Source organism: Rhizobacter sp. OV335 (assembly GCF_900142965.1).
Lineage (GTDB): Bacteria > Pseudomonadota > Gammaproteobacteria > Burkholderiales > Burkholderiaceae_C > Rhizobacter.
In genome coordinates, this window is sequence record NZ_FRCQ01000041.1 from 16,551 (window position 1) to 41,371 (window position 24,821).

Consider the following 24,821-nt stretch of genomic DNA (forward strand, 5'->3'; position numbering starts at 1 on the left):
GGGCAGATTTTGCGCAGACCCCCTGAGCAGCGCGAGACGCGACGCGCCCGGCCTCGTTTTCTCCCTCACACATTCGCATACGGCTCGAGCGGCCGCTGGTTCTCGTTGATGCTCAACCGCCGCCCCAGCGCCGGGAAGGCGCGCTGGGCGCAGCCCTTGCGCTCGCACACCTTGCAGCCGGGGCCGATCGGCGTCACGGCGCCCGGATCGTCGAGCGCCAGCCCACGCGCATACACCAGCCGCGCGGCATGGCGGCGGTCGCAGCCGAGCGCGACGGCGAACTCGCGCGGCGGCGTGCCGAAGCCGCCGCTGTCGTGGCGGATGCAGCGGGCGATCCACAGGTAGGTCCGGCCGTCCGGCATCGAGGCCAGCTGGGTCAGCACCTTGCCCGGTTGCGAGAAGGCTTCGTAGACGTTCCACAGCGGGCAGGTGCCGCCGGTGCGCGAGAAATGAAAGTCGGTCGCCGACTGGCGCTTCGAGATGTTGCCGGCCCGGTCCACGCGCACGAAGAAGAACGGCACGCCGCGCGCGTCCGGACGCTGCAGCGTCGAGAGCCGGTGGCACACCGTCTCGAAGCTCACGCCGAAGCGGCGCGCCAGCAGGTCGATGTCGTAGTGCAGCGCTTCCGCTGCCGCCAGGAACGGCGCGTACGGCAGCACCAGCGCTCCGGCGAAGTAGCTGGCCAGGCCGATGCGCGCAAGGGCACGCGATTCGTCGCTGCGGAACTCGTCGCTGGCGACCAGCGCAGCGAGCACCGCATCGGCTTCCAGGAAGGCCAGCTGGGTCGCCAGTTGAAAGGCGCGCTGGCCCGGTTCGAGGTCGGCATGCAGGCTCAGCAGCCGTGACGTGGGGTCGTACCGGCGCAGCCCGGGCAACGCATCGGCCGGTGCGGTCTGCGTCGTCACGCGGTGCTGCGCCAGCAGGTGGTCCTCGAGCCGCGCCGCGACATCGCGTGCGAGGACCGACGGCGCCTGCAGCGCGCGATGCGCCGCCTCGGCCAGCGCATCCAGCTCGGCGATGTGGTTGTGGCGCGCATAGAAGAAGTCGCGCACTTCCTCGTGCGCCTGGGTCGGGCCGACGCCCGGCCGCAGGTCGCGCTCGCCCAGGCCGGCCGCCATCGCCTCCAACCGTTCCTGCGCGTCGCGCGCCACCTTGTGCAGCTGGATCATGCGGCGCGCCAGCGCCGGCATCTGTTGCGCGAGGGCCTGCACCTCGGCCTGCGGGATCGCGGCACCCGGGCCGGCATCGGCGACCACGTCGTGCAGCTGCGCCATCAGCCGCTCCTCTTCATTCTCGGAAAAGAACTGCAGGTCGACGCCCAACGCCGCTTGCAGCTTCAGCAGCACCGGGACCGAGAGCGGCCGCTGGTTGTTCTCCAGCTGGTTGACGTAGCTGGCCGACAGCGCCAGCGCTTCGGCCAGGGCCGCCTGCGTCAGGCCGCGTTGCTCACGCAGCGTGCGCAGGCGTACACCGAGGAAGGTCTTGCGCATGGGTTTTCCCGGCAGATGTGATTTGCAAACATTGCAGAATTGCAAAATCAAGTTCGCAGATGTCCGCAACATCAGTGTTGCCCTCAGCTTAGCGCATTGCGAAGATTGCAATCCCGCCGGAGCACCGAGAGAATCCCATGAGCGACACCCCGTCTGCCACCTTCAAGCCGAAGAAGTCGGTCGCGCTGTCCGGCGTCACCGCCGGCAACACCGCGCTGTGCTCCGTCGGCCGCAACGGCCGCGACCTGCACTACCGCGGCTACGACATCCTCGACCTCGCCGAGGTCTGCGAGTTCGAGGAGGTCGCGCATCTGCTCGTGCACGGCAAGCTGCCCGGTGCCGCCGAGCTGCGCGCCTACAAGGCCCGGCTGAAGGCGATGCGCGGGCTGCCGGCCGCCGTGAAGGCCGCGCTTGAGACCGTGCCGGCGGCAGCCCACCCGATGGACGTGATGCGCACCGGCGTCTCGGCACTCGGCTGCGCCTTGCCCGAGAAGGACGACCACGGCCTGCCCGGCGCGCGCGACATCGCCGACCGCCTGCTGGCCTCGCTCGGCTCGATGCTGCTGTATTGGTACCACTGGTCGACGCAGGGCAAGCGCATCGACGTGGAGACCGACGACGACTCCATCGGCGGCCACTTCCTGCACCTGCTGCATGGCGAGCGCCCGTCGGCCGCGTGGGTGCGTGCGATGCACACCTCGCTGAACCTCTACGCCGAGCACGAGTTCAACGCGTCGACCTTCACCGCGCGCGTGATCGCCGGCACCGGCAGCGACCTGTATTCGGCGGTGGCCGGCGCGATCGGCGCGCTGCGCGGCCCGAAGCACGGCGGCGCCAACGAGGTCGCGTTCGAGATCCAGAAGCGCTACGACACGCCCGACGAGGCCGAGGCCGACATCCGCCGGCGCGTCGAGGCCCGCGAGGTGGTCATCGGCTTCGGACACCCGGTCTACACTGTCAGCGACCCGCGCAACGTGGTCATCAAGCGCGTGGCCCGGCAGCTCTCGCAAGAGGCCGGCACCACGAAGATGTTCGACATCGCCGACCGGCTGGAACAGGTGATGTGGGACGCGAAGAAGATGTTCCCCAACCTCGACTGGTTCAGTGCCGTGAGTTATCACCTGATGGGCGTGCCGACGGCGATGTTCACCCCGCTGTTCGTCATCTCGCGCACCAGCGGCTGGGCGGCGCACGTGATCGAGCAGCGCATCGACAACAAGATCATCCGCCCGAGCGCAAACTACACCGGGCCGGAAGACCAGGCGTTCGTGCCGATCGCCGAGCGCGGCTGAAGCGAGGCTCCCGCGCATGACCTCTTCCTTCCGCAAGCGCCTGCCCGGCACCGCGCTCGACTACATCGATGCCCGTGCCGCCGTCGACGGCCTGCGCCCCGGCGCCTGGGACGGGCTGCCGTACACCGCGCGCGTGCATGCCGAGAACCTGGTGCGCCGCTGCGATCCGGCGCTGCTGGAAGACAGCCTGCTGCAGGTCATCGAGCGCCGCCGCGACCGCGACTTCCCGTGGTACCCGGTGCGTGTGGTCTGCCACGACATCCTGGGCCAGACTGCACTGGTCGACCTGGCCGGACTGCGCGATGCCATCGCCGCGCAGGGCGGCGACCCCGCCGCGGTGAGCCCGGTCGTGCCGGTGCAGCTGATCGTGGACCACTCGCTCGCGGTGGAGTGCGGCGGCGACGACCCGCAGGCCTTCGCGAAGAACCGGGCCATCGAGGACCACCGCAACGAAGACCGCTTCCATTTCATCGACTGGACGAAACGGGCCTTCCGCAACGTCGACGTGATCCCGCCGGGGAACGGGATCATGCATCAGATCAACCTGGAGAAGATGTCGCCGGTGGTCTGGGTGCAGGACGGCCTGGCCTACCCCGACACCTGCGTCGGCACCGACAGCCACACGCCGCACGTCGATGCGCTGGGCGTGATCGCGGTCGGCGTCGGCGGGCTGGAGGCCGAGAACGTGATGCTCGGTCGCGCGTCGTGGATGCGCCTGCCCGACATCGTCGGCGTCGAGCTGAGCGGCCGCCGGCAGCCCGGCATCACCGCCACCGACATCGTGCTGGCGCTCACCGAGTTCCTGCGCCAGCAGAAGGTGGTCGGCGCCTACCTGGAATTCTTCGGCGACGGCACGAAGGGCTTGACGATCGGCGACCGCGCGACGATCTCGAACATGTGCCCCGAGTACGGCGCCACCGCGGCGCTGTTCTACATCGACGGCCAGACGCTCGACTACCTGCGGCTCACCGGCCGCGAGAGCGAGCAGGTGAAGCTGGTCGAGACCTACGCGAAGACAGCGGGCTTCTGGGCCGGCACGCTGGCCGGCGCACGCTACGAGCGCGTGCTGCGCTTCGATCTGTCGAGCGTCGTGCGCAGCATGGCCGGGCCGTCGAATCCGCACCGTCGCTTGCCGACCAGCGCACTCGCCGAGCGCGGCATCGCGGCCCACCTCGACCAGGCCCGCGCGCAGGAAGCGCAAGGCCTGATGCCCGACGGCGCGGTCGTCATCGCCGCGATCACCAGCTGCACGAACACCAGCAACCCACGCAACGTGATCGCGGCCGGACTGCTGGCGCGCAACGCGAACCGGCTGGGCCTGGTGCGCAAGCCGTGGGTCAAGACCTCGCTCGCGCCGGGTTCGAAGACGGTGGAGCTGTACCTGAAGCAGGCCGGCCTGCTGCCCGAGCTGGAGGCGCTGGGCTTCGGCATCGTCGGGTTCGCCTGCACCACCTGCAACGGCATGAGCGGCGCGCTCGATCCTGCCATCCAGCACGAGATCGTCGAGCGCGACCTGTACACCACGGCCGTGCTGTCGGGCAACCGCAACTTCGACGGCCGCATCCACCCGCAGGCGAAGCAGGCCTTCCTCGCGTCGCCGCCACTGGTGGTGGCCTATGCGATCGCCGGCACGATCCGCTTCGACATCGAGCGCGACGTGCTCGCGGTCGTGAACGGCCGCGAGATCCGGCTGCAGGACCTGTGGCCCGACGATGCGGAGATCGATGCGCTGGTGCAGTCGTCGGTGCAGCCGGCGATGTTCCGGCAGGTCTACGAGCCGATGTTCGCCATCGCGGCCGCAAGCGCTGAGCGCGTGAATCCGCAGTACGACTGGCGGCCGCAGTCCACCTACATCCGCCGACCGCCGTACTGGGATCGCGAAGGCATGGGCGCTTTGGCCGCGAGCCCGCGCACGCTCACGGCGATGCGGCCGCTCGCGATCCTGCCCGACAACATCACGACCGACCACCTGTCGCCGTCGAACGCGATTCTGGCCGACTCGGCGGCTGGCGAATACCTCGCGCGGATGGGCCTGCCGGAGGAAGACTTCAACTCGTATGCCACGCACCGTGGCGACCACCTGACCGCGATGCGCGCGACCTTCGCGAACCCGACCTTGAAGAACGAGATGGTGCGGAACGACGACGGCACGGTGCGCGCCGGCTCGCTGGCACGCATCGAGCCCGAGGGCCGCGTGGTGCGCATGTGGGAGGCCATCGAGACCTACCTCGCGCGCCAGCAGCCGCTGATCATCGTCGCCGGCGCCGACTACGGCCAGGGCAGCTCGCGCGACTGGGCCGCCAAGGGCGTGCGCCTGGCGGGCGTCGAGGTGGTGGTGGCCGAAGGCTTCGAGCGCATCCACCGCACCAACCTGATCGGCATGGGCGTGTTGCCGCTGGAGTTTCAAGCAGGCACCAGCCGGCTGACGCTCGGGCTCGATGGCACCGAGACCTACGACGTGCTGGGGGAGCGCACGCCTCGCGCCGAGCTGCGGCTGCGCGTGCGAAGGCGTGACGGCACGACGCTGGAGGCGCCGGTCACTTGTCGGCTCGATACCGCCGAGGAGGTGTCGGTCTACGAGGCGGGCGGTGTGTTGCAACGGTTTGCGCAGGACTTTCTCGCGGGCCTCCATTGATCCCGGATTGGCATCCGGGCTACGACCTCATGGCATTCGTTCCACAGATCCGCATTCCCGCCGTCTACCTGCGTGGCGGCACCAGCAAGGGTGTCTTCTTCCGCCTGCAGGACCTGCCTGCGCGCTGCCAGGTGCCGGGGGAGGCTCGCGACCGGCTGCTGCGGCGCGTGGTCGGCAGCCCCGATCCCTACGGCAAGCAGATCGACGGCATGGGCGGCGCGACCTCGTCGACCTCGAAGGTGGTGATCCTGTCGGCATCCACGCGGCCCGGCCATGACGTCGACTACCTGTTCGGGCAGGTGTCGATCGACCAGGCCTTCATCGACTGGTCGGGCAACTGCGGCAACCTGTCGGCGGCCGTCGGCCCGTTCGCGATCGCACAAGGCCTGCTGCCGGCCGGGCGCGTGCCGCAGAGCGGCCTGTGCAGCGTGCGCATCTGGCAGGCGAACATCGGCAAGACCATCGTCGCGCACGTGCCCGTCGCGGGCGGGCAGGTGCAGGAGACCGGCGACTTCGAGCTCGATGGCGTCACCTTTCCCGCGGCCGAGGTGCAGCTCGAGTTCCTCGACCCGGCCGCCGAAGGACAGGACGAGGGCGGCGGTGGCGCGATGTTCCCGACCGGGCGGCTCGTCGACGAGCTCGAGGTGCCCGGCGTCGGCACGCTGAAGGCGACGCTGATCAACGCCGGCATCCCGACCATCTTCGTCAACGCGAGCGACATCGGCTGCACCGGCACCGAGCTGCAGGAGGCCATCAATGGCGATGCGCAGGCGCTGGTGCGCTTCGAGACCCTTCGTGCCTGGGGGGCCGTGAAGATGGGATTGATCCGCGACGTGGCCGAGGCGTCGACGCGCCAGCACACGCCCAAGATCGCCTTCGTCGCGCCGCCGGCCGACTACGTGGCGTCGAGCGGCAAGGCGGTGCGTGCCGCCGAGATCGACCTGCTGGTGCGGGCGCTGTCGATGGGCAAGCTGCACCACGCGATGATGGGCACGGCGGCCGTCGCGATCGGCACCGCGGCGGCGATTCCCGGCACGCTGGTCAACCTCGCCGCGGGCGGCGGCACGCGCGCTGCGGTGCGCTTCGGCCATCCGTCGGGCACGCTGCGCGTCGGCGCCGAGGCCCGCCAGGCCGACGACGGCCAGTGGTCCGTCACGAAGGCCCTGATGAGCCGCAGCGCACGCGTGCTGATGGAAGGCTGGGTGCGCGTGCCCGGCGACAGTTTCTGAATCTGAACGAGAGAAGCGCATGTCCACCCGTCAACAACTCAAGGCCCTTGCCGCCGCCCGCCGCGGCGTGATCGTTCCCGGCGCGTTCAACGCGTTGTCGGCCCGGGTCATCGCCGACGCGGGCTTCGAGGCGATCTACATCACCGGCGCCGGCGTCACCAACATGTGGTTCGGCATGCCGGACCAGGGCTTCATGGGCCTGGCCGAGATCGCCGACCACACGGCGCGCATCCGCGATGCGGTCGAGCTGCCGCTGATCGTCGACGCCGACACCGGCTTCGGCAACGCGTTGAACGTCTATCACACGGTGCGCACGCTGGAGCGTGCCGGTGCCGACTGCATCCAGCTCGAAGACCAGGTGGCGCCGAAGCGCTGCGGCCACTTCGCCGGCAAGGACGTGATCGCGCTCGACGAAGCGGTGGGCAAGATCAAGGCCGCGGTCGACGCGCGGCGTGACCCCGACCTGTTGATCATGGCGCGCACCGATGCCGCGGCGACGCAGGGCTTCGACGCGGCGGTCGAGCGCGCGCAGCGCTTCGCCGAGGCCGGTGCCGACATCCTGTTCGTCGAGGCGGTGACGACGGCCGACGAGGTGCGTGCGCTGCCGCGGCGGCTGGCGGCGCCGCAACTGGTCAACATGGTGATCGGCGGCAAGACGCCCATCGTCGGCGCCGAAGAATTGAAGGACCTGGGCTACGGCTTCGTGCTGTATGCCAACGCCGCGCTGCAAGGCGCCGTGGCCGGCATGCAGCGCGTGCTGGGCGCGCTGCAGCAGGCCGGCCGCGTCGACGAAGACCCGACGCTTGTCGTGCCGTTCGCGGAACGGCAGCGGCTGGTCGACAAGCCGCGGTGGGATGAGCTGGAGGGGCGGTACGCGCGCTAGGGTCGGCCGCGCGGGGTGTGGGCACGCGAACGCAAGCACGGATTCATGACGGCGTTGTGACCATTCCACCTATCGATGAAAAGAGGCGAGGGAGTGCCCTCGGTCACGATGGGTCCTCATCGCCGCCGATTCCACGCCGTCCGACCGGCTTGGTCATGACTCCGTCAGTTTTTGTCCGACCTCCAGCCCTCCCATTCGTCATCTGACGAGATTGGTCAGCGGCCGATCGAATTAGCGTGAAGCTGGTAACGGTTCCAGGCGGTTCGAAACGGGCACGTAACCTGCGCTGCAATGCAGGTGTGGTGGCAGGCGTGCCGCCACCAGATCACGCACCCCCTGAAAAGCCGATCGGACCTATGAGGATTGCCGCACTGTGGACCCTGCGCGCGGAGAGCCTTCGCGCGACGACTGCCTTTGCTTCCCGCGCCATCGACGTCGAACAGTTCAGTGAACCCGAGTCCTTGCTGGAGGCCTGGAAGGAGACGGATTTCGACGCGATCCTCGTGCAAGGGGACACCGCGCTGAGCCGCGACTGGCTCGATGTGCTGCGCACGCGCGGCGCATCGCGCGCGCCGATCGTCGCGGTCGGGGCCGGCGACACCTACTCGATCGCCCAGGCGCTGATGCGCGGCGCCGATGACTACGCCACCGAGGCCGAGGGCGCGACCGGCCTGGTCCAGCGCGTGCTGGCCCGCGTGCGTGCCGGTGCTTCGCCCTCGCAGGGGCCGACGCTGCGGGTCGGCCTTTATTCGCTCGACACCGCGCAGGCCCTGCTCGCGTCGCCCAACCACCGCGTGCGCCTGACGGCCCGCGAATGCAGCCTCGCGCAGGTCCTGTTCGAACACCCTGGCCGGCTCGCGACGGTGGAGATGTTGTCGGCCGCGCTGTTCGGCAACACCGAGGTCGCCAACAAGCGGTCCATCGAGCAGCACCTCTACAAGCTGCGGCAGAAATGCGTGCTCGTCTCGAAGCAGCAAGGCACGCCCTTGCACATCGAGTCGGTCTACGCGTCGGGCTACCGGCTGCGCGCCTGATCCGCGCGCGCGGGCCATCGGAAAGCGGTGCAGCGGGCCCTCGCTGCGGCCGATGCCAATCCGCTGCGCAAGGTCTCCAAAGTGCTCCGATCCACAGGGCATCGCGCGACCCGTGACGGGATGTGTCGACGCATCCGGTCCGTCGCGGCGCAGGAGTGTCGACCTCGAAACGGAGCGAAAACCTGCTGGGCGCAGATGGCGATTCTGTGGACCATCCGCGCTTTCGAGGAGAACCCATGACAAAGCAAGCATCGATGCCCGCCGACCTCCTGCACCGCAGGCGCCTGCTGACGGTGGCGCTGTCGTCGGTCGCGGCCGCGAGCCTCGCGGCCTGCGGCGGCAGCAGCGACAGCAGCCCGCCGGCACCAGCGGCCGCGACACCGCCTTCGCCTGCACCCGCACCCGCACCCGCGCCCGCGCCCGCGCCTGCTCCGGCACCGGCACCGGCACCGGCTCCGGCTCCGCCCGCGCCGACGGCCTGCACCGAGACGATCGCCGGCAACCATGGCCACGTGCTGAACGTCCCGGCGGCCGACCTCGATTCCACGGTCGACAGGGTCTACGACATCCAGGGTTCGTCCGGGCACACGCACACGGTGCTGCTGACGGTCGCGAACCTGCGCCAGCTGAAGGACGGGGTGGCCGTCACGATCGAGTCGTCGATCGGGTCATCGCACAGCCACACGGTGACCACGCGCTGCGCGTAGTCATTCGAGGCCTCGGGGCGGGTTGTTGATCGGGGGCTGCGACCGGTGTCGCAGAATGTCGGCTTTTCTCCATTTCCCGATCAGGAACCCTGCCCATGACCGAGGTCCACGCCACGCCCGCCCCCGTTCCTGCCGACCGGCCCGCCTTGCCCGACCGCTTGTCGGTCGACCCGCGCAGCCCGTTCCATGTCGCCGCGATCTTCGAGCACGAGATCGGCATCCGCTTCAACGGCAAGGAGCGCGGCGACGTCGAGGAATACTGCATCAGCGAAGGCTGGATCAAGGTGCCCGCCGGCCGCTCGGTCGACCGCAAGGGCCAGCCGCTGATGCTCAAGCTGAAGGGGCAGGTCGAGTCGTTCTACCGCTGATCAGCTCGACGGGTCCTTGGTGCGGGTGCGCGACACCGCCATCATGACGCCGATGCCCAGCACGATCAGGCAGGTGATGCCGACGTAGACCGGTGCGAGCCCGGCCGTCACCAGGCCCCAGGCGACACCGCCGACGAGCAGCACGAGGCCGACGAGATAGAGCGCGAACGACATGGTGTTGCTCCTTGCGGGCAACCGCTGCCCGTGTCGAGCGACTCTAGTCACCCGCGCGCCTGCTGCCGATCAGCGGACCACGCCGTTGCGCGTAGTCCCGTTCCTACCGGATCAGGCGGGTCGCTTCGGAATCCCCAGCCCGCGCTGCACCGCCGGCCGCGCCTTGAAGGCCGCCAGCACCCGCGTCACGTTCGGGAAGTCGGCCATGCCGACCAGCTCGCCCGCTTCGTAGAAGCCGAACAGGTTGTTGATCCACGGAAAAATCGCGATGTCGGCGATCGAGTAGGCGTTGCCCAGGATCCAGTCGCGGCCCTTCAGCCGCTCGTCGACCACCTTCAGCAGCCGCTTCGATTCGGCCACGTAGCGGTCGCGCGGGCGCTTGTCCTCGTACTCGCGGCCGGCGAACTTGTGGAAGAAGCCGAGCTGGCCGAACATCGGACCGATCCCGCCCATCTGGAACATCACCCACTGCAGCGTCTCGAAGCGGCCGGCGGTGTCGGTGGGCATCAGCTGCCCGGTCTTGCTCGCCAGGTAGACGAGGATCGCGCCCGATTCGAACAGCGCGAGCGGCTTGCCGTCGGGGCCGTTCGGGTCGAGGATCGCCGGGATCTTGTTGTTCGGGTTCAGCGACAGGAACTCGGGCGACAACTGGTCGTTGGCGTCGAAGCGCACCAGGTGCGGCTCGTACGGCAGCCCGGTCTCCTCCAGCATGATCGACACCTTCACGCCGTTGGGCGTCGGCAGCGAATAGAGCTGCAGCAGCTCGGGGTGCTGCGCGGGCCACTTGGTGGTGATCGGGAAGGCAGACAGGTCGGACATGGCGGGGTGCGAAGAGTGCGTAGTGGGAAGCAGCCGGCGATTCTGCCCCTGTCCGACTTTCCGTGCGCCGGTGGGTGAACTATCTTGGTCACAGTGCTGTCACCCGCCCCGCCGAACATCGGCGGCTCATCAGTCCCGATGAACTTCAGACAAGCCATGCCCAACACCGCAGTTCGACCCACCCGTGCCCGCCTCCTCGCCTTGACGCTGCTCGCCGGCGCCGCGCTGTCCGCCTGTGGCGGCAGCGACGACGATCCCGCCCCGGCTCCGGCGGCCAAGCCGTTCGCGACGCTCGACGGGAAGGCGCCGCTGGTGATCGGCCACCGCGGCCTGCCGGGCCTGCACCCCGAGGAAACGCAGGCCGCCTACGAGGCCGCGGCCGACGTCGGTGCCGATTCGCTCGAGGAAGACCTGCACCTCAGCAAGGACTGCGTGCTGGTCGCGCGCCACAACCCCTGGCTGAGCGACAACACCAACGTGGCCACGGTGCCCGAGGTCGCTGCCCGCAAGCGCACGGTGCCGGGCCGGCTGGTCAACGTGGCGTACACCGTGTCGCCGCCGACCAACGCGAACGAGCCGAAGCAGTACCTGAGCGACCTGACCGATCCGGCCGACCCGAAGTCGGTGCTGAAGTCGCTGATCGTCGACGGCGAGGACCACACCAACGACTGGTCGATCACCGATTTCACGGTGGCCGAGCTGAAGCAGTGGATCAAGGGCACGACGTATGACGCGCGCGCCGATCGCCCGACCGCCGAGAACGGCACGCAGCCGGTGCTGACCATGCAGGAGGTGCTGGCCATCGCGAAGGCGAAGAGCGCGTCAACCGGCCGCACGCTGACGGTGTACCCCGAGGTCAAGAACCCGTACTGGAACAACCAGCAGGCGATCGCCAACGGCTGCGACACCGCGAAGACCGGCCACCCGTTCGAGGACGCGGTGCTGAAGTTCGTCGTCGACAACAACCTCAACACGCTGGCCTCGCCGATCTTCGTGCAGAGCTTCGACCCGGCCAGCCTGAAGTACCTGCGCAGCATCGGCCTGAAGGCGCGCGTGGTGCAGCTGATCGACGGCAACGACACGCACCTCGACACCGGCGTCGTCACCTACTCGACCTCCGACGTCTACACCTTCGTCGACGGCCGCCCGTACAGCTGGACGATCAACGGCGACGGCCGCTACTTCGACGCGATGCTGACGCCCGCCGGCCTGGCCGAGATCAAGACGTATGCCGACGCCATCGGCCCGTGGAAGCCGCAGGTGATGGCCTGGAAGCAGGTGCCCTACGCCGGCGGCACGAAGATGGCCGACATCAACAGCGTGACGCCGACCTCGCTGATCGCCGATGCGCACAAGGCCGGCCTGGCCGTGCACAGCTACACCTTCCGCAATGAAAAGCAGTACCTGCCGGGCCTCTACAACGGCGACCCGGTCGCGGAGTACCTGCCGTATTTCCGTGCCGGCATCGACGGCGTGTTCACCGACTTCGCCAATACCGGCGTTGCGGCGCGTGCGGCGTACCTGAAGGAACTGGGGCGCTGATCGTTCAGTTGCGCAGCGGTCGGGGCTGCAAGGCCTTCAGCCGCTTGCGCAGCAGCGCCTCGGGAACGCATTGCATGCCCAGGGCGCTCATGCAGCGTTCCAGCCACCGCTCGCGCGTGAGCGCGGCGGTCAGTGATTTCGCCAGCGCTTCCTGCACGCTGTCGCCGTAGGCGGTTGCCGCCTTCGCCAGCGCACGGTTCAACAGCGCACGCGGCGCGACCATCATCGCGAGGTCGATCAGGTCGCGGCTGTGCGTGTTGGTGTCGGCCCAGCGGTCTGCATTGGCGAGCAGCTTGCCCGCCGCCATGTCCAGCGGCGTGAGCGTTGAAATGCCCGCGATGCGGTCCGACGGGCCGGGGGGGGCGAACTGGATGCGGCCCTCGAGCACGATCTCGAACTTGATGGCCACGCCGTCGACGCGCAGCTGGGTGCGCAGGCCGTACTGGTCGGCGCGCAGCGGGCGCACCGGGTCGAGCAGATGGCCCGGTGCCGCCAGTGCGCCGACGCCGTCGGCGCCACCGGTCAGCTGGCGCAGCGCGCGATAGCCGTCGATGCCCGAAACGAGGAAGTCGACGTCGATCGATTCGCGGTACTCGCCATAGCGCAGCGCCATGGCCGTGCCGCCGCCGAAATAGCAGCCCTTGTCGTGCAGCAGCGGCGCATTGAGCGAGCGCAGCAACTGCTCGATGCGGCGGTGGTGCTCTCGTTCAAACAAGCAGGCGCCCTCCGCCGAGCGTGTGCGTCAAGCGCTCGATCAGCTCGCGCTCGTCCGGCCCGAGCGCACTCTGGTCGACGTGGCGCCAGTTGCGCTCGTACAGGTCGAGCGCTTCCTGCGGCGTGAGCCGGTCGATGTCGTGCAGCTGCCAGGCCAGCGCGGCCAGTTGCGGAAAGTCGGACAGGCGCAGGGTCTCGGGCAGTACGCTCGCAGGCTTGTCGACGCTATGCGGATCGACCATGTCGAGCCGCAGTCCCAGCGCCGTCACGGCATTCATCCACGCGCCGATCGATACCGACGCCTCGCCTTGCTCGATGCGGTGCAGCGTGACGCGCGACATGCCCGCGGCCTCGGCGGCGGTCGTGGCGCTGATGCGCAATTGCTTGCGCTGCGCGCGGATGCGCTGGCCGAGCTCGGCCAGCGCGATGCCGCTGGCATCCCGGAGTGGCGGTGAAGTGGCAGGCATGATGTTTCTCATTCTAGTCATTCATCAGCTAATGTCCAGGATGAGAAACATTTTTTTCTGACATCGAGCGTCACGCTCGCGTCACCATCCGACATCACCATCGGCAGCTTCGCAACCGACGAGCTGTCCCCCATGACGCATTCCCTGCGCCGCACCCTGATCCCCTCCGCGTTCGCGACCATCGCCATCCTCGCCGCCGTCACGGCCTGCGGCGGTGGCGACAGCGGCGGTAGCCCCGCCCCGGCACCGGCGCCGGCAGCGTTCTCGCCGTCGGTCGCGCTGATGACCGACGTGCACTTCGAAGACGTGTACGGCGACTTCAAGAGCAGCAGCTTCAGCGGCATCCCGACCACCAGCGGCAAGAACGCGACCATCCGCACGATGTACGCGCAGCTCACGTCGACGCGCCTGTTCAACGAGAACTACTTCGCCTTCCGCGCCGCACTCGACGATGCCTTCGCGAAGGGCATCAAGTACGTCGCGCTGCCGGGTGACTACACCGACGACGCGCAGCCGGTCAACGTCGACGGCATCGCCGCGATCCTGCAGGAGTACCGTGCCAAGGGCATGCGCTTCTTCATCGCGCCGGGCAACCACGATCCGAACGAGCCGTTCGACGACAACGAGGCCGGCAAGAACGACTTCCTGACGCAGGCCGGCAGGGAGCAGAAGGTGTTCGCCACCGGCAACGCCGCCTGCAAGGCCGCCGACCCGACCGTGGTCTGCACCGACCAGCTGAAGGAACTGGGCTACGAGAACATCATCGCCCGCCTCGGCGACTTCGGCTTCATGCCGACCTCGACCGACGTGCTGTGGGAGACGCCGTTCAGCCAGTACACCAGCTACAACTACACCGATGCGAAGACGCAGTCGGCGCTGTCGAACCGCCAGTTCGAGATCTGCCTGGAAGGCGAAGGCGGTGCCTACAAGGCGGCCGGCGAAGCGGCACTCGGCAAGGCCTACACGAGGTGCGGCAGCCTGGTCGACGCGAGCTACCTGGTCGAGCCGACCAAGGGCCTGTGGCTGCTGTCGATCGACGCCAACGTCTACATCCCGAACGCGAACTTCGACCCCGCCAACCCGAAGGTCTTCAAGGGCTATGACGGTGCCGGCAACGCGGGCTGGAACAAGGTGCTGACGCACAAGAAGCACCTGGTCGAGTGGATCAAGAACGTGAGCGCGCGCGCCAAGGCCGAAGGCAAGCAGCTGATCGCGTTCTCGCACTACCCGACGATGGACTTCTACGCGAACCAGACCGACGCGATGAAGGCGGTGTTCAAGTCGGGTGCCTTCCAGACTGCGCGCGTGCCCGAGCTGGCGACCACCCAGGCGCTCGTCGCCACCGGGCTGCAGCTGCACGTCGGCGGCCACATGCACTTCAACGGCAGCAACGAGTACACCGACAGCACCGGCCGCTACCTGGCCAACGTGCAGTCGCCGTCGCTCGCGGTGTATGGCGCGGCGTACAAGATCGTCACGTACAAGAGCGCCGACGTGGCCGATGTGCAGACGGTCGCGCTGAACGACGTGCCGCGCTTCAAGGAGCTGTTCCCGCACTACCAGGCGGAGTACGACTACCTGCAGGCGAGCACCGTGCCGGCCGACATCGCCAAGCGCTGGAACCACGGCGTGCTCGACACCAAGAGCTACGGCGAGTTCACCCGCTACTACTTCGGCGAGCTGTCGCGCCTGCGCTTCATGGACGAGTACTGGCCCTGCGAGATGAAGGAAGCCGCCACCGGCCTGACGCTGCAGCAGATGCTGGTGCTGTCGCAGCTGAACACGGCCGTCACGCTGGCGCAGCTGAAGGATGCGCCGGGCATCGTGCCGCTGAGCGCCACCTGCGCTGCGGCCGGCACGCCGCCGGCCAGCCCGGTGGCCGCACCGGCCACGCAACTGGCGGCCGACTGGGTCGCCGCGACCACCAAGGCCCGCGCGCTGGCCACGGCCGCGGGGCTGGACTTCGACGCGCTCGCCGCCGTCACGCCGTACGAGTTCTACGGCGACTTCCACCGCACGGTGTACGCCGGCGAACTGGCGCTGCGCGACATGGGCGAGCTGCGCGTGAAGCAGTACAAGCTGCTGATGTCGGCGTTCCCGGCCGCGCCTGCGGCGATCGTGAAGGTGGGCGACAAGCCGTCGGACCAGAACGCGGTGCAGGTGGCCTTCCAGAGCCAGTTCAAGCAGGTGTTCGCGATCTTCAAGGGGCTGGGTTCGGGCAAGCCGAGCGGCCACTTCACGATCGACTTCAAGAACAAGAAGCTGGTGAACGCGGACACCGCCGGGGTCAGTTTCAACTGATTTGATGGCAAGCTCCGGGGTCCTTCCCCAGACTCCGGAGACTGACATGCCCAAGGGCTACTGGATCGTGCGCGCCGACATCACCGATCCCGAGGTCTACAAGACCTACCAGGCGGCCAATGCCGCGCCGTTCAAGCGCTTCGGCGCGCGCTTCCTGGTGCGCGCCGGCGGCTTCGAGGTGGTCGAGGGCAGCAGCCGGGCGCGCCACGTCGTGCTGGAATTCCCGTCCTACGAGGCGGCACTCGCCTGCTGGAAGTCGGACGACTACCAGGCCGCGATCCGGCTGCGCGAGAAGGTGTCGACGCTTGACATCGTCGTGATCGAAGGCTACGACGGCCCGCAGCCCTGAGCCTGCAGCGGCCGCCGAACCGCGACTTTGCACACGGCATGCGGCGTCGGCCGCGGGTCCGGCCGTCTCAAGCCGGTTGCCGGCAGGGCCGATAAAACCGTGTGCTCTCCTTCGCCTGCTTCAACAAAGCCCCCTGGCAACGCCGTGTCGCTGCCGGGTGCCTGTTGCTGCTGGTGGGCGGCGCGCTGGCGCTGGCCCGCCCGGCGCAGGCTGGCGAGATCGGCGCATCCGTCTTCGCGATCGAAGCCCGCCATGGCAATGAACCCGCCTCGGTCATCACCGAATTGCGCCCGATCGAGGCGCTGGCGCGGGCAAGCGGTGGCGACGACCTGCGCATCTTCCTGGCCGCCTGGGGCTATGCCCATGCCGCCATCGACAAGCCGGCCGTGGCCGAGGCGGCGATCGAGGAACTCACCGAGATCGGCCGGCGCACCGAAGACGCCGCGGCACTCGCCTCGGCCTACACGCTGAAGGCCTGCGTGCTGCAGTTCTCCGGCCAGGTGCGCGCGGCCTTCGGCTGGATCGAGAGCGCGGTGCCGCTGGCCGAGAAGGTGAACAGCCCCGACCTCAGTTACTGGGTCGACATGACCGCCGGCGACCTGGCCACCTTGAACGGGCAGATCGACGAAGGCATCCGCCTGCTCGAAGCCGCGGCGCAGGCCGCGCGCACAGGCCGCAATCCGCGCCGTGAGGCCCAGGCCTACCAGGCGCTGGCGCCGCTGCGCATCGTCAAGGGCGACACCGCCTCGGCGCTGGTGGAATCGCGCAGGGTGCGCGAGCTGGCCAGCCGCGCCGGCGACGTGGCGCTGATCACCTCGGGCTGGATCATGGAGGCGCTGGCCTCCGAAGCGTCGCACCAGCCCGACCGCGCCGACCACGCGCGCCAGCAGGCCGCGCTCACGGGCAGCGTGGTGCGGCCGGCGTCCGGCGTCAATTCGCAGATGGGCGGTACCAGTTGGCTCAGCACCGAGCTCGACACCCTGCTGACGATGTCGACGCTGTACCTCGGCCACCGCGACTACCCGGCGGCGCGCGAGTTCGCGCTGCGCGCGCAGCGCCTGGCCGACCTGCGCCAGGACCGCGGCACCGCCGCGCGCGCCCTCGTCAACCAGGGCCTGGCCGAACTGGGCGCCGGCCATGTGCTGACCGGCCGGCAGCTCGCCGACCAGGGCCTCTCGACGCTCGGCAATGCCGGTCGCAATGCCGAATACCTGATCCAGCTGAACCGCTATGCCACCGCGCTGGAGCGCGCCGGGCAGGCTGCGCAGGCCCTCGACCGGCTGCGCGAGGCCCTGCTGCTCGAGACCGACCTCGAACGCCGCGACCGCCACAGCACCGTCGTCGCACTGCAGCGCGAGTCGAGCTTCCAGCAGCGCCAGCGCCAGCTGGAGCAGCTGCAGCACGACAACGAGCTGCAGGCGGTCGAGATCTCGCGCCGCAAGAACGAGCGCGCGCTCGGCTTCCTGCTGGTGGTGGCGATGGCGATCGGCATCGTCGCGGCCTGGCGGCTCTACCTGCGCTCGCTCGATGCGAACCGCCGGCTCGCCCTCAACAACGACGCGCTGGAGTTCGCGAGCACGCACGACAAGGTCACCGGCCTGCTGAACCGCCGTGCGATGGAAGCCGACATCGCCTCGCTGGGCGGGCAGCCGTACTGCGCGGTGACGCTGTCGGTCAAGCAGTTCGGCCTGATCGTCGGCAGCGTCGGCCACCAGCTGGGCGACACGCTGCTGTGCCAGATCGCGACCCGGCTGGACGACGCGGCGACCCGCCACGACGGCCGCCTGTACCGCATCGACGGCGTGACCTTCGCCGCGATCTACCGTTTCGGCGCCGACGTGCCGCGGCTGCACCGTGGACTCGAAGCGCTGACCGAGGCGATGGAGATGCCGTTCGAGATCGGCCACCAGGACCTGATGGTCTCGATCGGCATCGGCGCCTCCGAGTACCCGAAGGACGCGAGCAGCCACGACGAGGTGGCACGCCTGGCCGAGCTGGCCAAGCTGCAGGCGCAGGCCGAGCCTGGCAACAGCCACGTGGTCTACGACGCGCGCATCGGCGAAGGCCAGCGCGACAAGCTGCGCATGGAATCGCGCATGAACAAGGCGCTGGAATCCGGCGACTTCGAGGTCTTCTACCAGGGCCAGCGCGCACGTGGCGGCGGCATCAAGGGCTTCGAGGCGCTGCTGCGCTGGCACGACGACGGCAAGATGGTGTCGCCGGCGCATTTCATTCCGCTGGCCGAGGAGACCGGGCTGATCGTGCGCATCGGCGCCTGGGTGCTGCGCCAGTCGTGCCTGCAGGCGCGTGCGTGGGCCGATGCGGGCCTGGGCGCGCCGGTGGTCGCGGTCAACATCTCGCCGCGCCAGTTCAACCACCCGGAGTTCATGACCACGGTGCGCGAGACGCTGGCCGAGACCGGGGTCGACCCGGCGCAGATCGAGCTCGAGATCACCGAAGGCAGCGTGATGGACGACGCCGAGGCCAGCGTCGCGCGGCTGCATGCGCTGCGCGCGCTCGGGCTGCAGCTCGCGATCGACGACTTCGGCACCGGCTACGCCAGCCTGTCCTACCTGCGCCGCTTCCCGCTGAACCGGCTGAAGATCGACCGCTCGTTCATCAGCCAGCTCGGCGCGAGCGAGCAGGACGACACCATCGTGCGCACCGTCATCGAGCTGGCGCACAGCCTCGGGCTGTCGGTCACGGCCGAAGGCGTCGAGACGCCGGCCCAGCAGAACCTGCTCGACGGCTGGGGCTGCGACATCGTGCAGGGCTTCCTGCACTCGCGGCCGGCACCGGCCGCCACCGCGACCATGCTGCTGGTCGGCGACCGGCAGCCTGCGCTCGCCGCGGCCTGAAGGTTTCCGCCGGCGCGAGTTCGACGCACCCCGATTTCAGGGGGATGCGGTGCTTCCCTGGTTCAGAGTCGGCACGCACAATCGCTGCGTGATGAACCGATTTTTTCTGGCCATGGTTGGGATGCTCTTGATCGGCAGCGCGGGAGCGCAGCCGGCCGCCGCCGAGCTGCGCCCCGAGCAGATCGCCACCTACCGGCAGAAGCTCGAGGCCGGCTGCGTCACCGACGCGAAGGCGGGCGGGCTGACCCCGTCGAATGCCCAGGCGATGTGCGGCTGCTGGAGCAAGAGCCTCGCGCAGAGCGTCACCGAAGCCGAATGGCAGGCGGCCGCGTCGCATGCGCTGAAGCGTGACGAGGCGGCCGAGACCCAAGTGCTCGCGCCGCATGTGCGGCAGGCCGCTCGGCTGTGCGCCGCGGTCGGGCGTTAGCCGTTCTTCAGGCGCTCAAACGCCGATAGAAATAGGTCGTCGCGCACAGCCCGCCTTCGGGCAGCAGCGCGTAGTCGGGCACCACGCCGACGCGCTGCCAGCCCTCTCGTTCGTACAGCCGTTCGGCATCGGGGTTTGCGGTGTCGAGCACCAGCAGCGTCCTGGCGTACTCCCTTGCAAGCGTTTCGGCCGCGCGCATCAGCGCGGCACCGGTGCCTTGGCGGCGCGAGCGGCGGTGCACCAGCATCTTGCAGAGGTCGGCGCGGTGCGGCTGGTTGTCCGGCTGGTCGAGCACCAGCTGCACGGTGCCGACGATGCCGAGCGCGTCTTCGGCCACCAGCAGCGCGCGCTCGCCGCTGGCGACGCCTTCGGAGATGCGGCGCCAGAAGGCCTGTGCGCGCTCCGGCGCGAACGGCTGCATGAAGCCGACCGAGGCGCCGCCGTCGACGCAGTCGATCAATACCGCGGACAGCGCATCGATGTCGGCCGGGGTCAGCGCGGTGAGCCGCCGAACGGTCAGGTCAGGGGAGGGCATCTCATCTCCAGGGGGCGGTTTCGGTGGTGATCACGACGGCATAGCGGGCCGGCTTGCGCGTCGGGTTGTGGTAGCTCATCGGGCGGTCGAGCACCATCGCCAGGCAGTCGCCGGCGTTCAGCCGGTGCCGCTCGTCGCCGAGCGCGATGGCGATGCTGCCTTCGAGCACCCAGACCTGCTGGTGCACGCGCGGCGTGCGCGCGGCGGTCTCGTAGCTGACGCGCGCGCCGGCCGGAAACGCGACCTCGACGATCTGGATCGGCGACGCGAAGCTGGGCGGCGAGACGTTGCGCCGCACATAGCCCGAGGCCGGGTCGCGCCACAGCAGCTGGTCGGCCAGACGCGACACCGGCGCAGCTTCGGCACCGGGCGCCTCGAACAGCGACGCCAGCGCGACGCCGAGCCCGGTCGCCAGCTTCTCCAGCACCACGGCGGTCGGGCTGCTTTCGCCGCGCTCGATCAGCGAGATCATCGAGCGGCTGACACCGCACTGAGTGGCCAGTTCGTCGAGCGACAGTCCGCGCGCGGCGCGCAGCTCGCGCAGGTTCTGCGCGATGCGATCGGAGAGCGAAACGGCCAATGTGTCATCCATTGGAATAATCATCCAGTATGTTGGATGATGGTGTCAAGCTACATTCGAGACACAGGCCGGCGGGGCGTTGTCGCCTACCATCTGCAGCATGTCTCGCCGCAACCTCCATGGCATCAACTCGATCCTGATCGGTGTGCTCGCGCTGTGGCTGGTCGCCGGCATCAAGCGCCTGCAGATCTATCGCGACACGCATGCCGGCTATCTGCTGGAAGTGCTGGAACGCGTGGGGTGGATCGCCGATCCGTCACGTGGCGATGCGCAGCTGAAGGCCTGGGACCCGTTCTCGCTGAACGACGGCACGGCAATCGTGGCGGCGTCCGGTTTCGGCATCTACCTGGCGCTGGCAGGGATCGGCTCCGCGCTGTGGGCCCAGTGGCGCGACGAGGACAACCTCTACCTCAGCGCCGGCTTCATGTGCGGGTCCTGTGCACTTGTGTACGCGAACTATGCGTGGGGCATGGCCGCGATGCTCGCCGGTGCAGTGGCGATGTTGCTGTTGCGCTCCCGCAAGCGGAAACTCAGCCCGCGATGAGCCTGAACACCAGCGGCATCAACAAGGCCGCCAGCACCACCTGCAGCCCGAGCGCGATGCCGGCGTAGGCCCCGGCCTCGTCGTTGACCTGCAGCGCGCGGGCTGCGCCGATGCCGTGCGAGGTGGTGCCGAGCGCGAAGCCGCGCACCGCCCAGTCGGTGAACCCGAGTGCGTTGAAGAGCCAGCGCGCCGACAGCGCACCGGCCATGCCGGTCAGCACCGCGAACACCGCGGCCAGTGCGGGCACACCGCCGATCTGCTCGGCGATGCCCATCGCCACCGGCGCGGTGACCGACTTCGGCGCCAGCGAGCGCACCACGTCGGCCGGCATGCCGAACGCGAGGCCCATCGCGACCGCGCTGGCCGCCGCCGCGCTGCCGCCGGCCAGCGCGGCGATGACCAGCGCGACGCCGCGGCGCCGCATCTCGTGCCGCCGCAGCCACAGCGGCCAGCCGAGCGCGACCACCGCCGGCCCCAGCAGCACGTGCACGAACTGCGCACCGGCGAAGTAGGTCGGGTAGGGCGTCTTCGTCGCGAGCAGCACGCAGCCGATGACGACCACCGACCACAGCACCGGGTTGGCCCACGCGGCCCGGCCGACGCGCTCGTGGCCGGCCTGCACCAGCAAATAGGTCACGAGCGTGGCTGTCAGGCCGAACAGCGGCGTCGTCGACAGGTAGACCCAGAGCTGCACGAAGTCAGCCATCGTGGCCCTCCCGAGGTTCCGGGCGCAACAGCACGCGCAGCACGAGCCCGGTGACCGCCATGCCCGTCCAGGTCGACGCGCAGACGACGACCAGCAGTTGCCAGCCCCAGCTCGACACCAGGTCGAGGTGTGTGATCACGCCGACACCGACCGGCACGAACAGCAGCGACAGGTGCGTCAGCAGCAGCTCGGCCGCGGCCTGCACCGGTGCGCGCACGACCGGCCAGCGCAGCAGCGCCAGCAGCAGCGCGAGGCCGATCACCGGGCCGGGGATCGGCAGCTTCGTCGCATGGGCGATGGCCTCGCCGGCCGCCTGCAACAGCAGCAGCCAGGCGAGGCCGCGCAGCGCATTCATGCAGGCTTTCCGCGGCCGATCATCCAGGCCGCACTCAGGCCGCTGAGCAGCGCGAGCGCCGCACACACGCCCATCACCTGCCGGAACCCGGCCACGAAGGCGCCGCCGATGGCGTGTTGCAGGGCCGGCCTGAGCGTGGCATCGAGCCCCTCGGGCAGCGCGATGCCGGCGAGCCGGTCCTGCTGCTGCCGCACTGCATCGGCCACGCCGGCCGGCAGCGACAGCGCCTGCAGCGACTCGGCAAGCTGGTGGTTGAAGCCATGCGCCATCAGCACGCCGAAGCCGGCGATGGCCAGCAGGCCGGCCGCGCGCGACACCGCGTTGTTGACGCCCGAGGCCACGCCGGCCGCTTCGGCGCCGACCGCGTTCATCACCGTGGTCGTCAGCGGCGCGACCGTGATGGCCATGCCGAGGCCGAGCACGATGGTGGCCGGGAAGAAGCCCGTCCAGTAGCCGCTGCCGACGCCGGGCAGCATGAACAGCGCGAAGCCGGCGGCGGCCACCAGCGGGCCGACGATCAGCGGCAGGCGCGGCCCGGTGCGGTCGACGAGGTGCCCCGCGGCCCGCGACAGCGCGAACATGATCGCGATGAACGGCAGCATTGCGGCACCGGCCGCCGCCGCACCGTAGCCCTGCACCTGGATCAGGTTGAGCGGCAGGAAGTACAGGCCGCCGCCGAGCGCGGCGTACAGCAGCAGCGTCAGCAGGTTGGCGCCCGCGAAGTCGCCGATGCGGAACAGGCGCAGCGGCACCATCGGCGCGGCGCTGCGGGCCTCGACGCGCAGGAAGAACGCGAGGCCCGCGATGCCGATCGCGAGTGCCGCCAGCACGTCGGCCGAGCCCCAGCCGTGCAACGGCGCCTGCACCAGCGCGAACACGATGCCGGCGAGGCCGATCGTCACGAGCACCGCGCCGGGGACGTCGATCGCCGAGGTGTCGGCGCTGTTGCGGCTCTCGGGCACGCGGGTGGCGCAGATCAGCAGCAGCGCGGCGCCGAGCGGCAGGTTCACGAGGAAGGCCCAGGTCCAGCGGTAGTGCTCGACCAGCCAGCCGCCGAGCACCGGGCCGACCGCGGCTGCCACGCCGCTCAGCGCCGACCAGGTGCCGATCGCGCGGCCGCGGTCGGCCTGCGTGAAGTTCGCGCCGATCAGCGACAGGCTGCCCGGCACCAGCAGCGCCGCGCCGATGCCTTGCAGCGCGCGCGCCGCGATCAGCAGGTCGGCCGACGGCGACAGCGCGCAGGCCGCCGACGCGACGGTGAACAGTGCGACGCCGATCATGAAGACGCGACGCCGCCCGAGCCGGTCGCCGAGCGCGCCGCCGGCCAGCAGCAGCGACGCGAGGAACAGCGCGTAGGCTTCGACGATCCACTGCAGCTGCGCGGCGCTGGCGTTCAGCTCGCGCTGGATCGCGGGCAATGCGACGTTGACGATGCTGCCGTCGATGAAGGCCATCCCCGAGCCGAGGATCGCGGCCGCGAGCGTCCAGCGCTGGCCACCGGCCGACGCGCCGGCGCAGGGCGCGCCATGCAGGATGGCGACCTTGTCGCAGGGGGTCTGGCCGGTGGGGGTCATGGTCGGGCGGAGATCGTCGTTGATGCTGTTGGACCCGCCATCACGCGTCGGCTCTCATCTGGTCAAGATTGCCTTCCCAGACGAGCTTGCCCTTGAACTGCCTCGCCTGCGCCTGCGCATCCAGTCTCAGCAGCGTCCTGAGGGCCAGCTCCACGACTTCACGCGTCGTGGCTGCGCCGGTGGCGCGCAGCGCCTCCTGGAGGAGATCGTCGTCGATCAGGATGCGAGTGCGCATGATGGGTACCTCTTGGTCCGTGCGCACGCATCCTATCCGCCCGCTGCGTCCGATGCGCAGCAACCGACCCGCTGCCCGCTCAAGGCGCCGTGCGCAGCTGCAATCGCATGCTCTGCCCGACAATCGCCCGCATGACGCCGATCCGCAGTCTGCTCGCCCTCACGTCCCTGCTCATCGCGACCGCGAGCGTCGCGCAGCCGGCCCGCTCCACCGCGGCGCCGAACCTCGTGCTGGTGCTGCAGGCGCCCGACCGCGCGTTCCCGCTGGCCATCGTGCGCGGTGGGGCGTTCGCGCCGTTCGAGCTGACCGTCGACTCGCTGCAACCAGGCCAGCGCGTGCAGCTTCACCGGGCCGGTGCTCGTGTCGGCGAGGCGCGCGTCGATCACCTGCAGATCGAGGAGCGGCAAGGCTGTTCGGAAGGCAGCCATGCGGTGCTGGCGCCGCCGTTGACGGGGGCAGGCGACGCGACGGCGCTCGTGACGACGCGCCCGTTGAAGGACCTGGGCGTCGAACGCCCAAGCGCTGCCACCGAGGCTGACCAGGCCGCCGCCCGCGACGCCGCGCGCACCATCCTGGCGCGCCACCGGGCACCGGCCGCTGCGGTGGCCGACGCGCTCGCGGCGTTGAAGGTGTCGGTCGTGCGCATCGAGCGCGCAGGCCTGCCGGTCCTCGTCGCGTCGTCGCACATCGAGAACCAGGACAACGTGCAGACGCTGTTCTTCGTCGCCGAGCGCAATGCACAAGGCAGTTATGCGGCCACCCACGAAGAGTTCTTCCGCGGCGGCGCCGGCGAGTCCGCGCTGATGGAGATGGACTTCGTCGATGACGCCGACCTCGACGACGACGGCGTCGCCGAACTCGTCTATGCCTATGCCGGCTACGAATGGTCCGGCTACGGCGTGCTGAAGCGCCGTGCCGGCGGCTGGACCGCGGTGCACGCGCAGGCCGCGGGCGGTTGTTGAACTCGACGCCGGCGGTTACTGTTCGGGCTCCAACAAACCCC

General features: G+C 69.5%; 25 protein-coding genes. 14 read left to right on the forward strand and 11 right to left on the reverse strand.

The genetic code is table 11. The features are described from left to right. Positions 1 to 65: 65 nt before the first annotated feature. On the reverse strand, positions 66 to 1,490 hold the full coding sequence (locus BUE42_RS28750) for a short-chain fatty acyl-CoA regulator family protein (RefSeq protein ID WP_073468711.1): 1,425 nt from the start codon (positions 1,488 to 1,490) through the stop codon (positions 66 to 68). A 137-nt stretch (positions 1,491 to 1,627) separates the two neighbouring features. Here BUE42_RS28750 and prpC point away from each other — a divergent pair, with 137 nt between their 5' ends. From prpC to BUE42_RS28785, 7 genes are all read left to right on the forward strand, one after another. Then, positions 1,628 to 2,782, forward strand: a complete 1,155-nt coding sequence (gene prpC / locus BUE42_RS28755; protein ID WP_073468712.1) for a bifunctional 2-methylcitrate synthase/citrate synthase — start codon at positions 1,628 to 1,630, stop codon at positions 2,780 to 2,782. A gap of 16 nt (positions 2,783 to 2,798) precedes the next feature. Beyond that, positions 2,799 to 5,417, forward strand: a complete 2,619-nt coding sequence (gene acnD, locus BUE42_RS28760; RefSeq protein WP_073468713.1) for a Fe/S-dependent 2-methylisocitrate dehydratase AcnD — start codon at positions 2,799 to 2,801, stop codon at positions 5,415 to 5,417. A gap of 29 nt (positions 5,418 to 5,446) precedes the next feature. Continuing rightward, the gene (gene prpF / locus BUE42_RS28765; RefSeq protein ID WP_073468714.1) at positions 5,447 to 6,646 is read left to right on the forward strand and encodes a 2-methylaconitate cis-trans isomerase PrpF; all 1,200 of its coding nucleotides are present in this window, start codon (positions 5,447 to 5,449) and stop codon (positions 6,644 to 6,646) included. A 19-nt stretch (positions 6,647 to 6,665) separates the two neighbouring features. Beyond that, positions 6,666 to 7,529, forward strand: coding sequence for an isocitrate lyase/PEP mutase family protein (locus BUE42_RS28770; protein ID WP_073468715.1), 864 nt, complete (start codon positions 6,666 to 6,668; stop codon positions 7,527 to 7,529). Between the two features lie 236 nt (positions 7,530 to 7,765). Next, positions 7,766 to 8,563 carry a response regulator transcription factor gene (locus tag BUE42_RS28775; RefSeq protein WP_143171828.1) on the forward strand — a complete coding sequence of 266 codons (798 nt, stop codon included), beginning with the start codon at positions 7,766 to 7,768 and terminating at the stop codon, positions 8,561 to 8,563. Between the two features lie 236 nt (positions 8,564 to 8,799). Continuing rightward, a complete protein-coding gene (locus BUE42_RS28780; RefSeq protein ID WP_143171829.1) occupies positions 8,800 to 9,270 on the forward strand; it encodes a hypothetical protein in 471 nt (156 codons plus the stop codon). Positions 9,271 to 9,365: 95 nt separating this feature from the next. Beyond that, complete coding sequence (locus tag BUE42_RS28785) at positions 9,366 to 9,638, forward strand: DUF3297 family protein (RefSeq protein ID WP_073468718.1); 273 nt, start codon at positions 9,366 to 9,368, stop codon at positions 9,636 to 9,638. Here the strand turns inward: BUE42_RS28785 and BUE42_RS33545 are convergent, their stop codons facing one another. Both BUE42_RS33545 and BUE42_RS28790 read right to left on the reverse strand, forming a co-directional pair. Next, on the reverse strand, positions 9,639 to 9,812 hold the full coding sequence (locus tag BUE42_RS33545) for a hypothetical protein (protein ID WP_200799055.1): 174 nt from the start codon (positions 9,810 to 9,812) through the stop codon (positions 9,639 to 9,641). Between the two features lie 111 nt (positions 9,813 to 9,923). Beyond that, positions 9,924 to 10,631, reverse strand: coding sequence for a glutathione binding-like protein (locus tag BUE42_RS28790; RefSeq protein ID WP_073468719.1), 708 nt, complete (start codon positions 10,629 to 10,631; stop codon positions 9,924 to 9,926). 156 nt (positions 10,632 to 10,787) lie between these two features. Here BUE42_RS28790 and BUE42_RS28795 point away from each other — a divergent pair, with 156 nt between their 5' ends. Continuing rightward, positions 10,788 to 12,173, forward strand: a complete 1,386-nt coding sequence (locus BUE42_RS28795) for a glycerophosphodiester phosphodiesterase family protein (RefSeq protein ID WP_073468720.1) — start codon at positions 10,788 to 10,790, stop codon at positions 12,171 to 12,173. Between the two features lie 4 nt (positions 12,174 to 12,177). On the opposite strand, the gene BUE42_RS28800 is transcribed toward BUE42_RS28795, so the two are convergent. Beyond that, on the reverse strand, positions 12,178 to 12,888 hold the full coding sequence (locus tag BUE42_RS28800; protein ID WP_073468721.1) for a nucleotidyl transferase AbiEii/AbiGii toxin family protein: 711 nt from the start codon (positions 12,886 to 12,888) through the stop codon (positions 12,178 to 12,180). Next, positions 12,881 to 13,354, reverse strand: a complete 474-nt coding sequence (locus BUE42_RS28805; protein WP_073468722.1) for a helix-turn-helix domain-containing protein — start codon at positions 13,352 to 13,354, stop codon at positions 12,881 to 12,883. Before BUE42_RS28805 ends, BUE42_RS28800 begins: the two co-directional genes overlap by 8 nt. A 132-nt stretch (positions 13,355 to 13,486) precedes the next feature. On the opposite strand from BUE42_RS28805, the gene BUE42_RS28810 reads away from it, so the two are divergent. The 4 genes from BUE42_RS28810 (at position 13,487) to BUE42_RS28825 (ending at position 19,289) form a co-directional block, all read left to right on the forward strand. After that, a complete protein-coding gene (locus BUE42_RS28810) occupies positions 13,487 to 15,655 on the forward strand; it encodes a metallophosphoesterase family protein (protein WP_200799056.1) in 2,169 nt (722 codons plus the stop codon). 46 nt (positions 15,656 to 15,701) lie between these two features. Beyond that, positions 15,702 to 16,004 carry a DUF1330 domain-containing protein gene (locus tag BUE42_RS28815; protein ID WP_073468723.1) on the forward strand — a complete coding sequence of 101 codons (303 nt, stop codon included), beginning with the start codon at positions 15,702 to 15,704 and terminating at the stop codon, positions 16,002 to 16,004. 101 nt (positions 16,005 to 16,105) lie between these two features. Then, positions 16,106 to 18,862, forward strand: coding sequence for a putative bifunctional diguanylate cyclase/phosphodiesterase (locus BUE42_RS28820; RefSeq protein WP_073468724.1), 2,757 nt, complete (start codon positions 16,106 to 16,108; stop codon positions 18,860 to 18,862). 112 nt (positions 18,863 to 18,974) lie between these two features. Beyond that, positions 18,975 to 19,289, forward strand: a complete 315-nt coding sequence (locus tag BUE42_RS28825; RefSeq protein ID WP_143171830.1) for a hypothetical protein — start codon at positions 18,975 to 18,977, stop codon at positions 19,287 to 19,289. A gap of 7 nt (positions 19,290 to 19,296) precedes the next feature. Here the strand turns inward: BUE42_RS28825 and BUE42_RS28830 are convergent, their stop codons facing one another. Together BUE42_RS28830 and BUE42_RS28835 are read right to left on the reverse strand one after the other, a co-directional pair. Further along, positions 19,297 to 19,824 carry a GNAT family N-acetyltransferase gene (locus BUE42_RS28830; protein ID WP_073468726.1) on the reverse strand — a complete coding sequence of 176 codons (528 nt, stop codon included), beginning with the start codon at positions 19,822 to 19,824 and terminating at the stop codon, positions 19,297 to 19,299. Position 19,825: 1 nt separating this feature from the next. After that, complete coding sequence (locus BUE42_RS28835) at positions 19,826 to 20,416, reverse strand: helix-turn-helix domain-containing protein (protein ID WP_073468727.1); 591 nt, start codon at positions 20,414 to 20,416, stop codon at positions 19,826 to 19,828. An 88-nt stretch (positions 20,417 to 20,504) separates the two neighbouring features. Between BUE42_RS28835 and BUE42_RS28840 the strand changes: the two genes are divergently transcribed. After that, positions 20,505 to 20,948: a hypothetical protein gene (locus BUE42_RS28840; protein ID WP_073468728.1), complete on the forward strand. Its 444-nt coding sequence runs from the start codon at positions 20,505 to 20,507 to the stop codon at positions 20,946 to 20,948. On the opposite strand, the gene BUE42_RS28845 is transcribed toward BUE42_RS28840, so the two are convergent. The 4 genes from BUE42_RS28845 to BUE42_RS28860 are packed head-to-tail and all read right to left on the reverse strand — an operon-like array spanning position 20,935 to position 23,818. Beyond that, on the reverse strand, positions 20,935 to 21,654 hold the full coding sequence (locus BUE42_RS28845; protein ID WP_073468729.1) for an LrgB family protein: 720 nt from the start codon (positions 21,652 to 21,654) through the stop codon (positions 20,935 to 20,937). The genes BUE42_RS28840 and BUE42_RS28845 overlap by 14 nt on opposite strands. Further along, a complete protein-coding gene (locus BUE42_RS28850) occupies positions 21,647 to 22,009 on the reverse strand; it encodes a CidA/LrgA family protein (RefSeq protein WP_073468730.1) in 363 nt (120 codons plus the stop codon). The genes BUE42_RS28845 and BUE42_RS28850 overlap by 8 nt, the downstream gene beginning before the upstream one ends. Then, positions 22,006 to 23,583, reverse strand: a complete 1,578-nt coding sequence (locus tag BUE42_RS28855) for a DHA2 family efflux MFS transporter permease subunit (protein WP_073468731.1) — start codon at positions 23,581 to 23,583, stop codon at positions 22,006 to 22,008. Before BUE42_RS28855 ends, BUE42_RS28850 begins: the two co-directional genes overlap by 4 nt. 40 nt (positions 23,584 to 23,623) lie before the next feature. Continuing rightward, the gene (locus tag BUE42_RS28860) at positions 23,624 to 23,818 is read right to left on the reverse strand and encodes a type II toxin-antitoxin system VapB family antitoxin (RefSeq protein WP_073468744.1); all 195 of its coding nucleotides are present in this window, start codon (positions 23,816 to 23,818) and stop codon (positions 23,624 to 23,626) included. Between the two features lie 131 nt (positions 23,819 to 23,949). Here BUE42_RS28860 and BUE42_RS28865 point away from each other — a divergent pair, with 131 nt between their 5' ends. After that, positions 23,950 to 24,780, forward strand: coding sequence for a hypothetical protein (locus BUE42_RS28865; RefSeq protein ID WP_073468732.1), 831 nt, complete (start codon positions 23,950 to 23,952; stop codon positions 24,778 to 24,780). Positions 24,781 to 24,821: the final 41 nt, after the last annotated feature.

Excerpts from the sequence above, each read along its gene's own strand:
- BUE42_RS28810 (WP_200799056.1), top strand. The coding sequence starts at position 13,487 with ATGACGCATTCCCTGCGCCGCACCCTGATCCCCTCCGCGTTCGCGACC.
- BUE42_RS28815 (WP_073468723.1), top strand. The coding sequence starts at position 15,702 with ATGCCCAAGGGCTACTGGATCGTGCGCGCCGACATCACCGATCCCGAG.
- BUE42_RS28860 (WP_073468744.1), bottom strand. The coding sequence starts at position 23,818 with ATGCGCACTCGCATCCTGATCGACGACGATCTCCTCCAGGAGGCGCTG.
- BUE42_RS28835 (WP_073468727.1), bottom strand. The coding sequence starts at position 20,416 with ATGGATGACACATTGGCCGTTTCGCTCTCCGATCGCATCGCGCAGAAC.
- BUE42_RS28770 (WP_073468715.1), top strand. The coding sequence starts at position 6,666 with ATGTCCACCCGTCAACAACTCAAGGCCCTTGCCGCCGCCCGCCGCGGC.
- BUE42_RS28825 (WP_143171830.1), top strand. The coding sequence starts at position 18,975 with ATGGTTGGGATGCTCTTGATCGGCAGCGCGGGAGCGCAGCCGGCCGCC.
- BUE42_RS28855 (WP_073468731.1), bottom strand. The coding sequence starts at position 23,583 with ATGACCCCCACCGGCCAGACCCCCTGCGACAAGGTCGCCATCCTGCAT.
- BUE42_RS28795 (WP_073468720.1), top strand. The coding sequence starts at position 10,788 with ATGCCCAACACCGCAGTTCGACCCACCCGTGCCCGCCTCCTCGCCTTG.
- BUE42_RS28750 (WP_073468711.1), bottom strand. The coding sequence starts at position 1,490 with ATGCGCAAGACCTTCCTCGGTGTACGCCTGCGCACGCTGCGTGAGCAA.
- prpF (WP_073468714.1), top strand. The coding sequence starts at position 5,447 with ATGGCATTCGTTCCACAGATCCGCATTCCCGCCGTCTACCTGCGTGGC.
- BUE42_RS28805 (WP_073468722.1), bottom strand. The coding sequence starts at position 13,354 with ATGCCTGCCACTTCACCGCCACTCCGGGATGCCAGCGGCATCGCGCTG.
- BUE42_RS28845 (WP_073468729.1), bottom strand. The coding sequence starts at position 21,654 with ATGGCTGACTTCGTGCAGCTCTGGGTCTACCTGTCGACGACGCCGCTG.
- prpC (WP_073468712.1), top strand. The coding sequence starts at position 1,628 with ATGAGCGACACCCCGTCTGCCACCTTCAAGCCGAAGAAGTCGGTCGCG.
- BUE42_RS28850 (WP_073468730.1), bottom strand. The coding sequence starts at position 22,009 with ATGAATGCGCTGCGCGGCCTCGCCTGGCTGCTGCTGTTGCAGGCGGCC.
- BUE42_RS28780 (WP_143171829.1), top strand. The coding sequence starts at position 8,800 with ATGACAAAGCAAGCATCGATGCCCGCCGACCTCCTGCACCGCAGGCGC.
- BUE42_RS28830 (WP_073468726.1), bottom strand. The coding sequence starts at position 19,824 with ATGCCCTCCCCTGACCTGACCGTTCGGCGGCTCACCGCGCTGACCCCG.
- BUE42_RS28840 (WP_073468728.1), top strand. The coding sequence starts at position 20,505 with ATGTCTCGCCGCAACCTCCATGGCATCAACTCGATCCTGATCGGTGTG.
- acnD (WP_073468713.1), top strand. The coding sequence starts at position 2,799 with ATGACCTCTTCCTTCCGCAAGCGCCTGCCCGGCACCGCGCTCGACTAC.
- BUE42_RS28790 (WP_073468719.1), bottom strand. The coding sequence starts at position 10,631 with ATGTCCGACCTGTCTGCCTTCCCGATCACCACCAAGTGGCCCGCGCAG.
- BUE42_RS28785 (WP_073468718.1), top strand. The coding sequence starts at position 9,366 with ATGACCGAGGTCCACGCCACGCCCGCCCCCGTTCCTGCCGACCGGCCC.
- BUE42_RS28865 (WP_073468732.1), top strand. The coding sequence starts at position 23,950 with ATGACGCCGATCCGCAGTCTGCTCGCCCTCACGTCCCTGCTCATCGCG.
- BUE42_RS33545 (WP_200799055.1), bottom strand. The coding sequence starts at position 9,812 with ATGTCGTTCGCGCTCTATCTCGTCGGCCTCGTGCTGCTCGTCGGCGGT.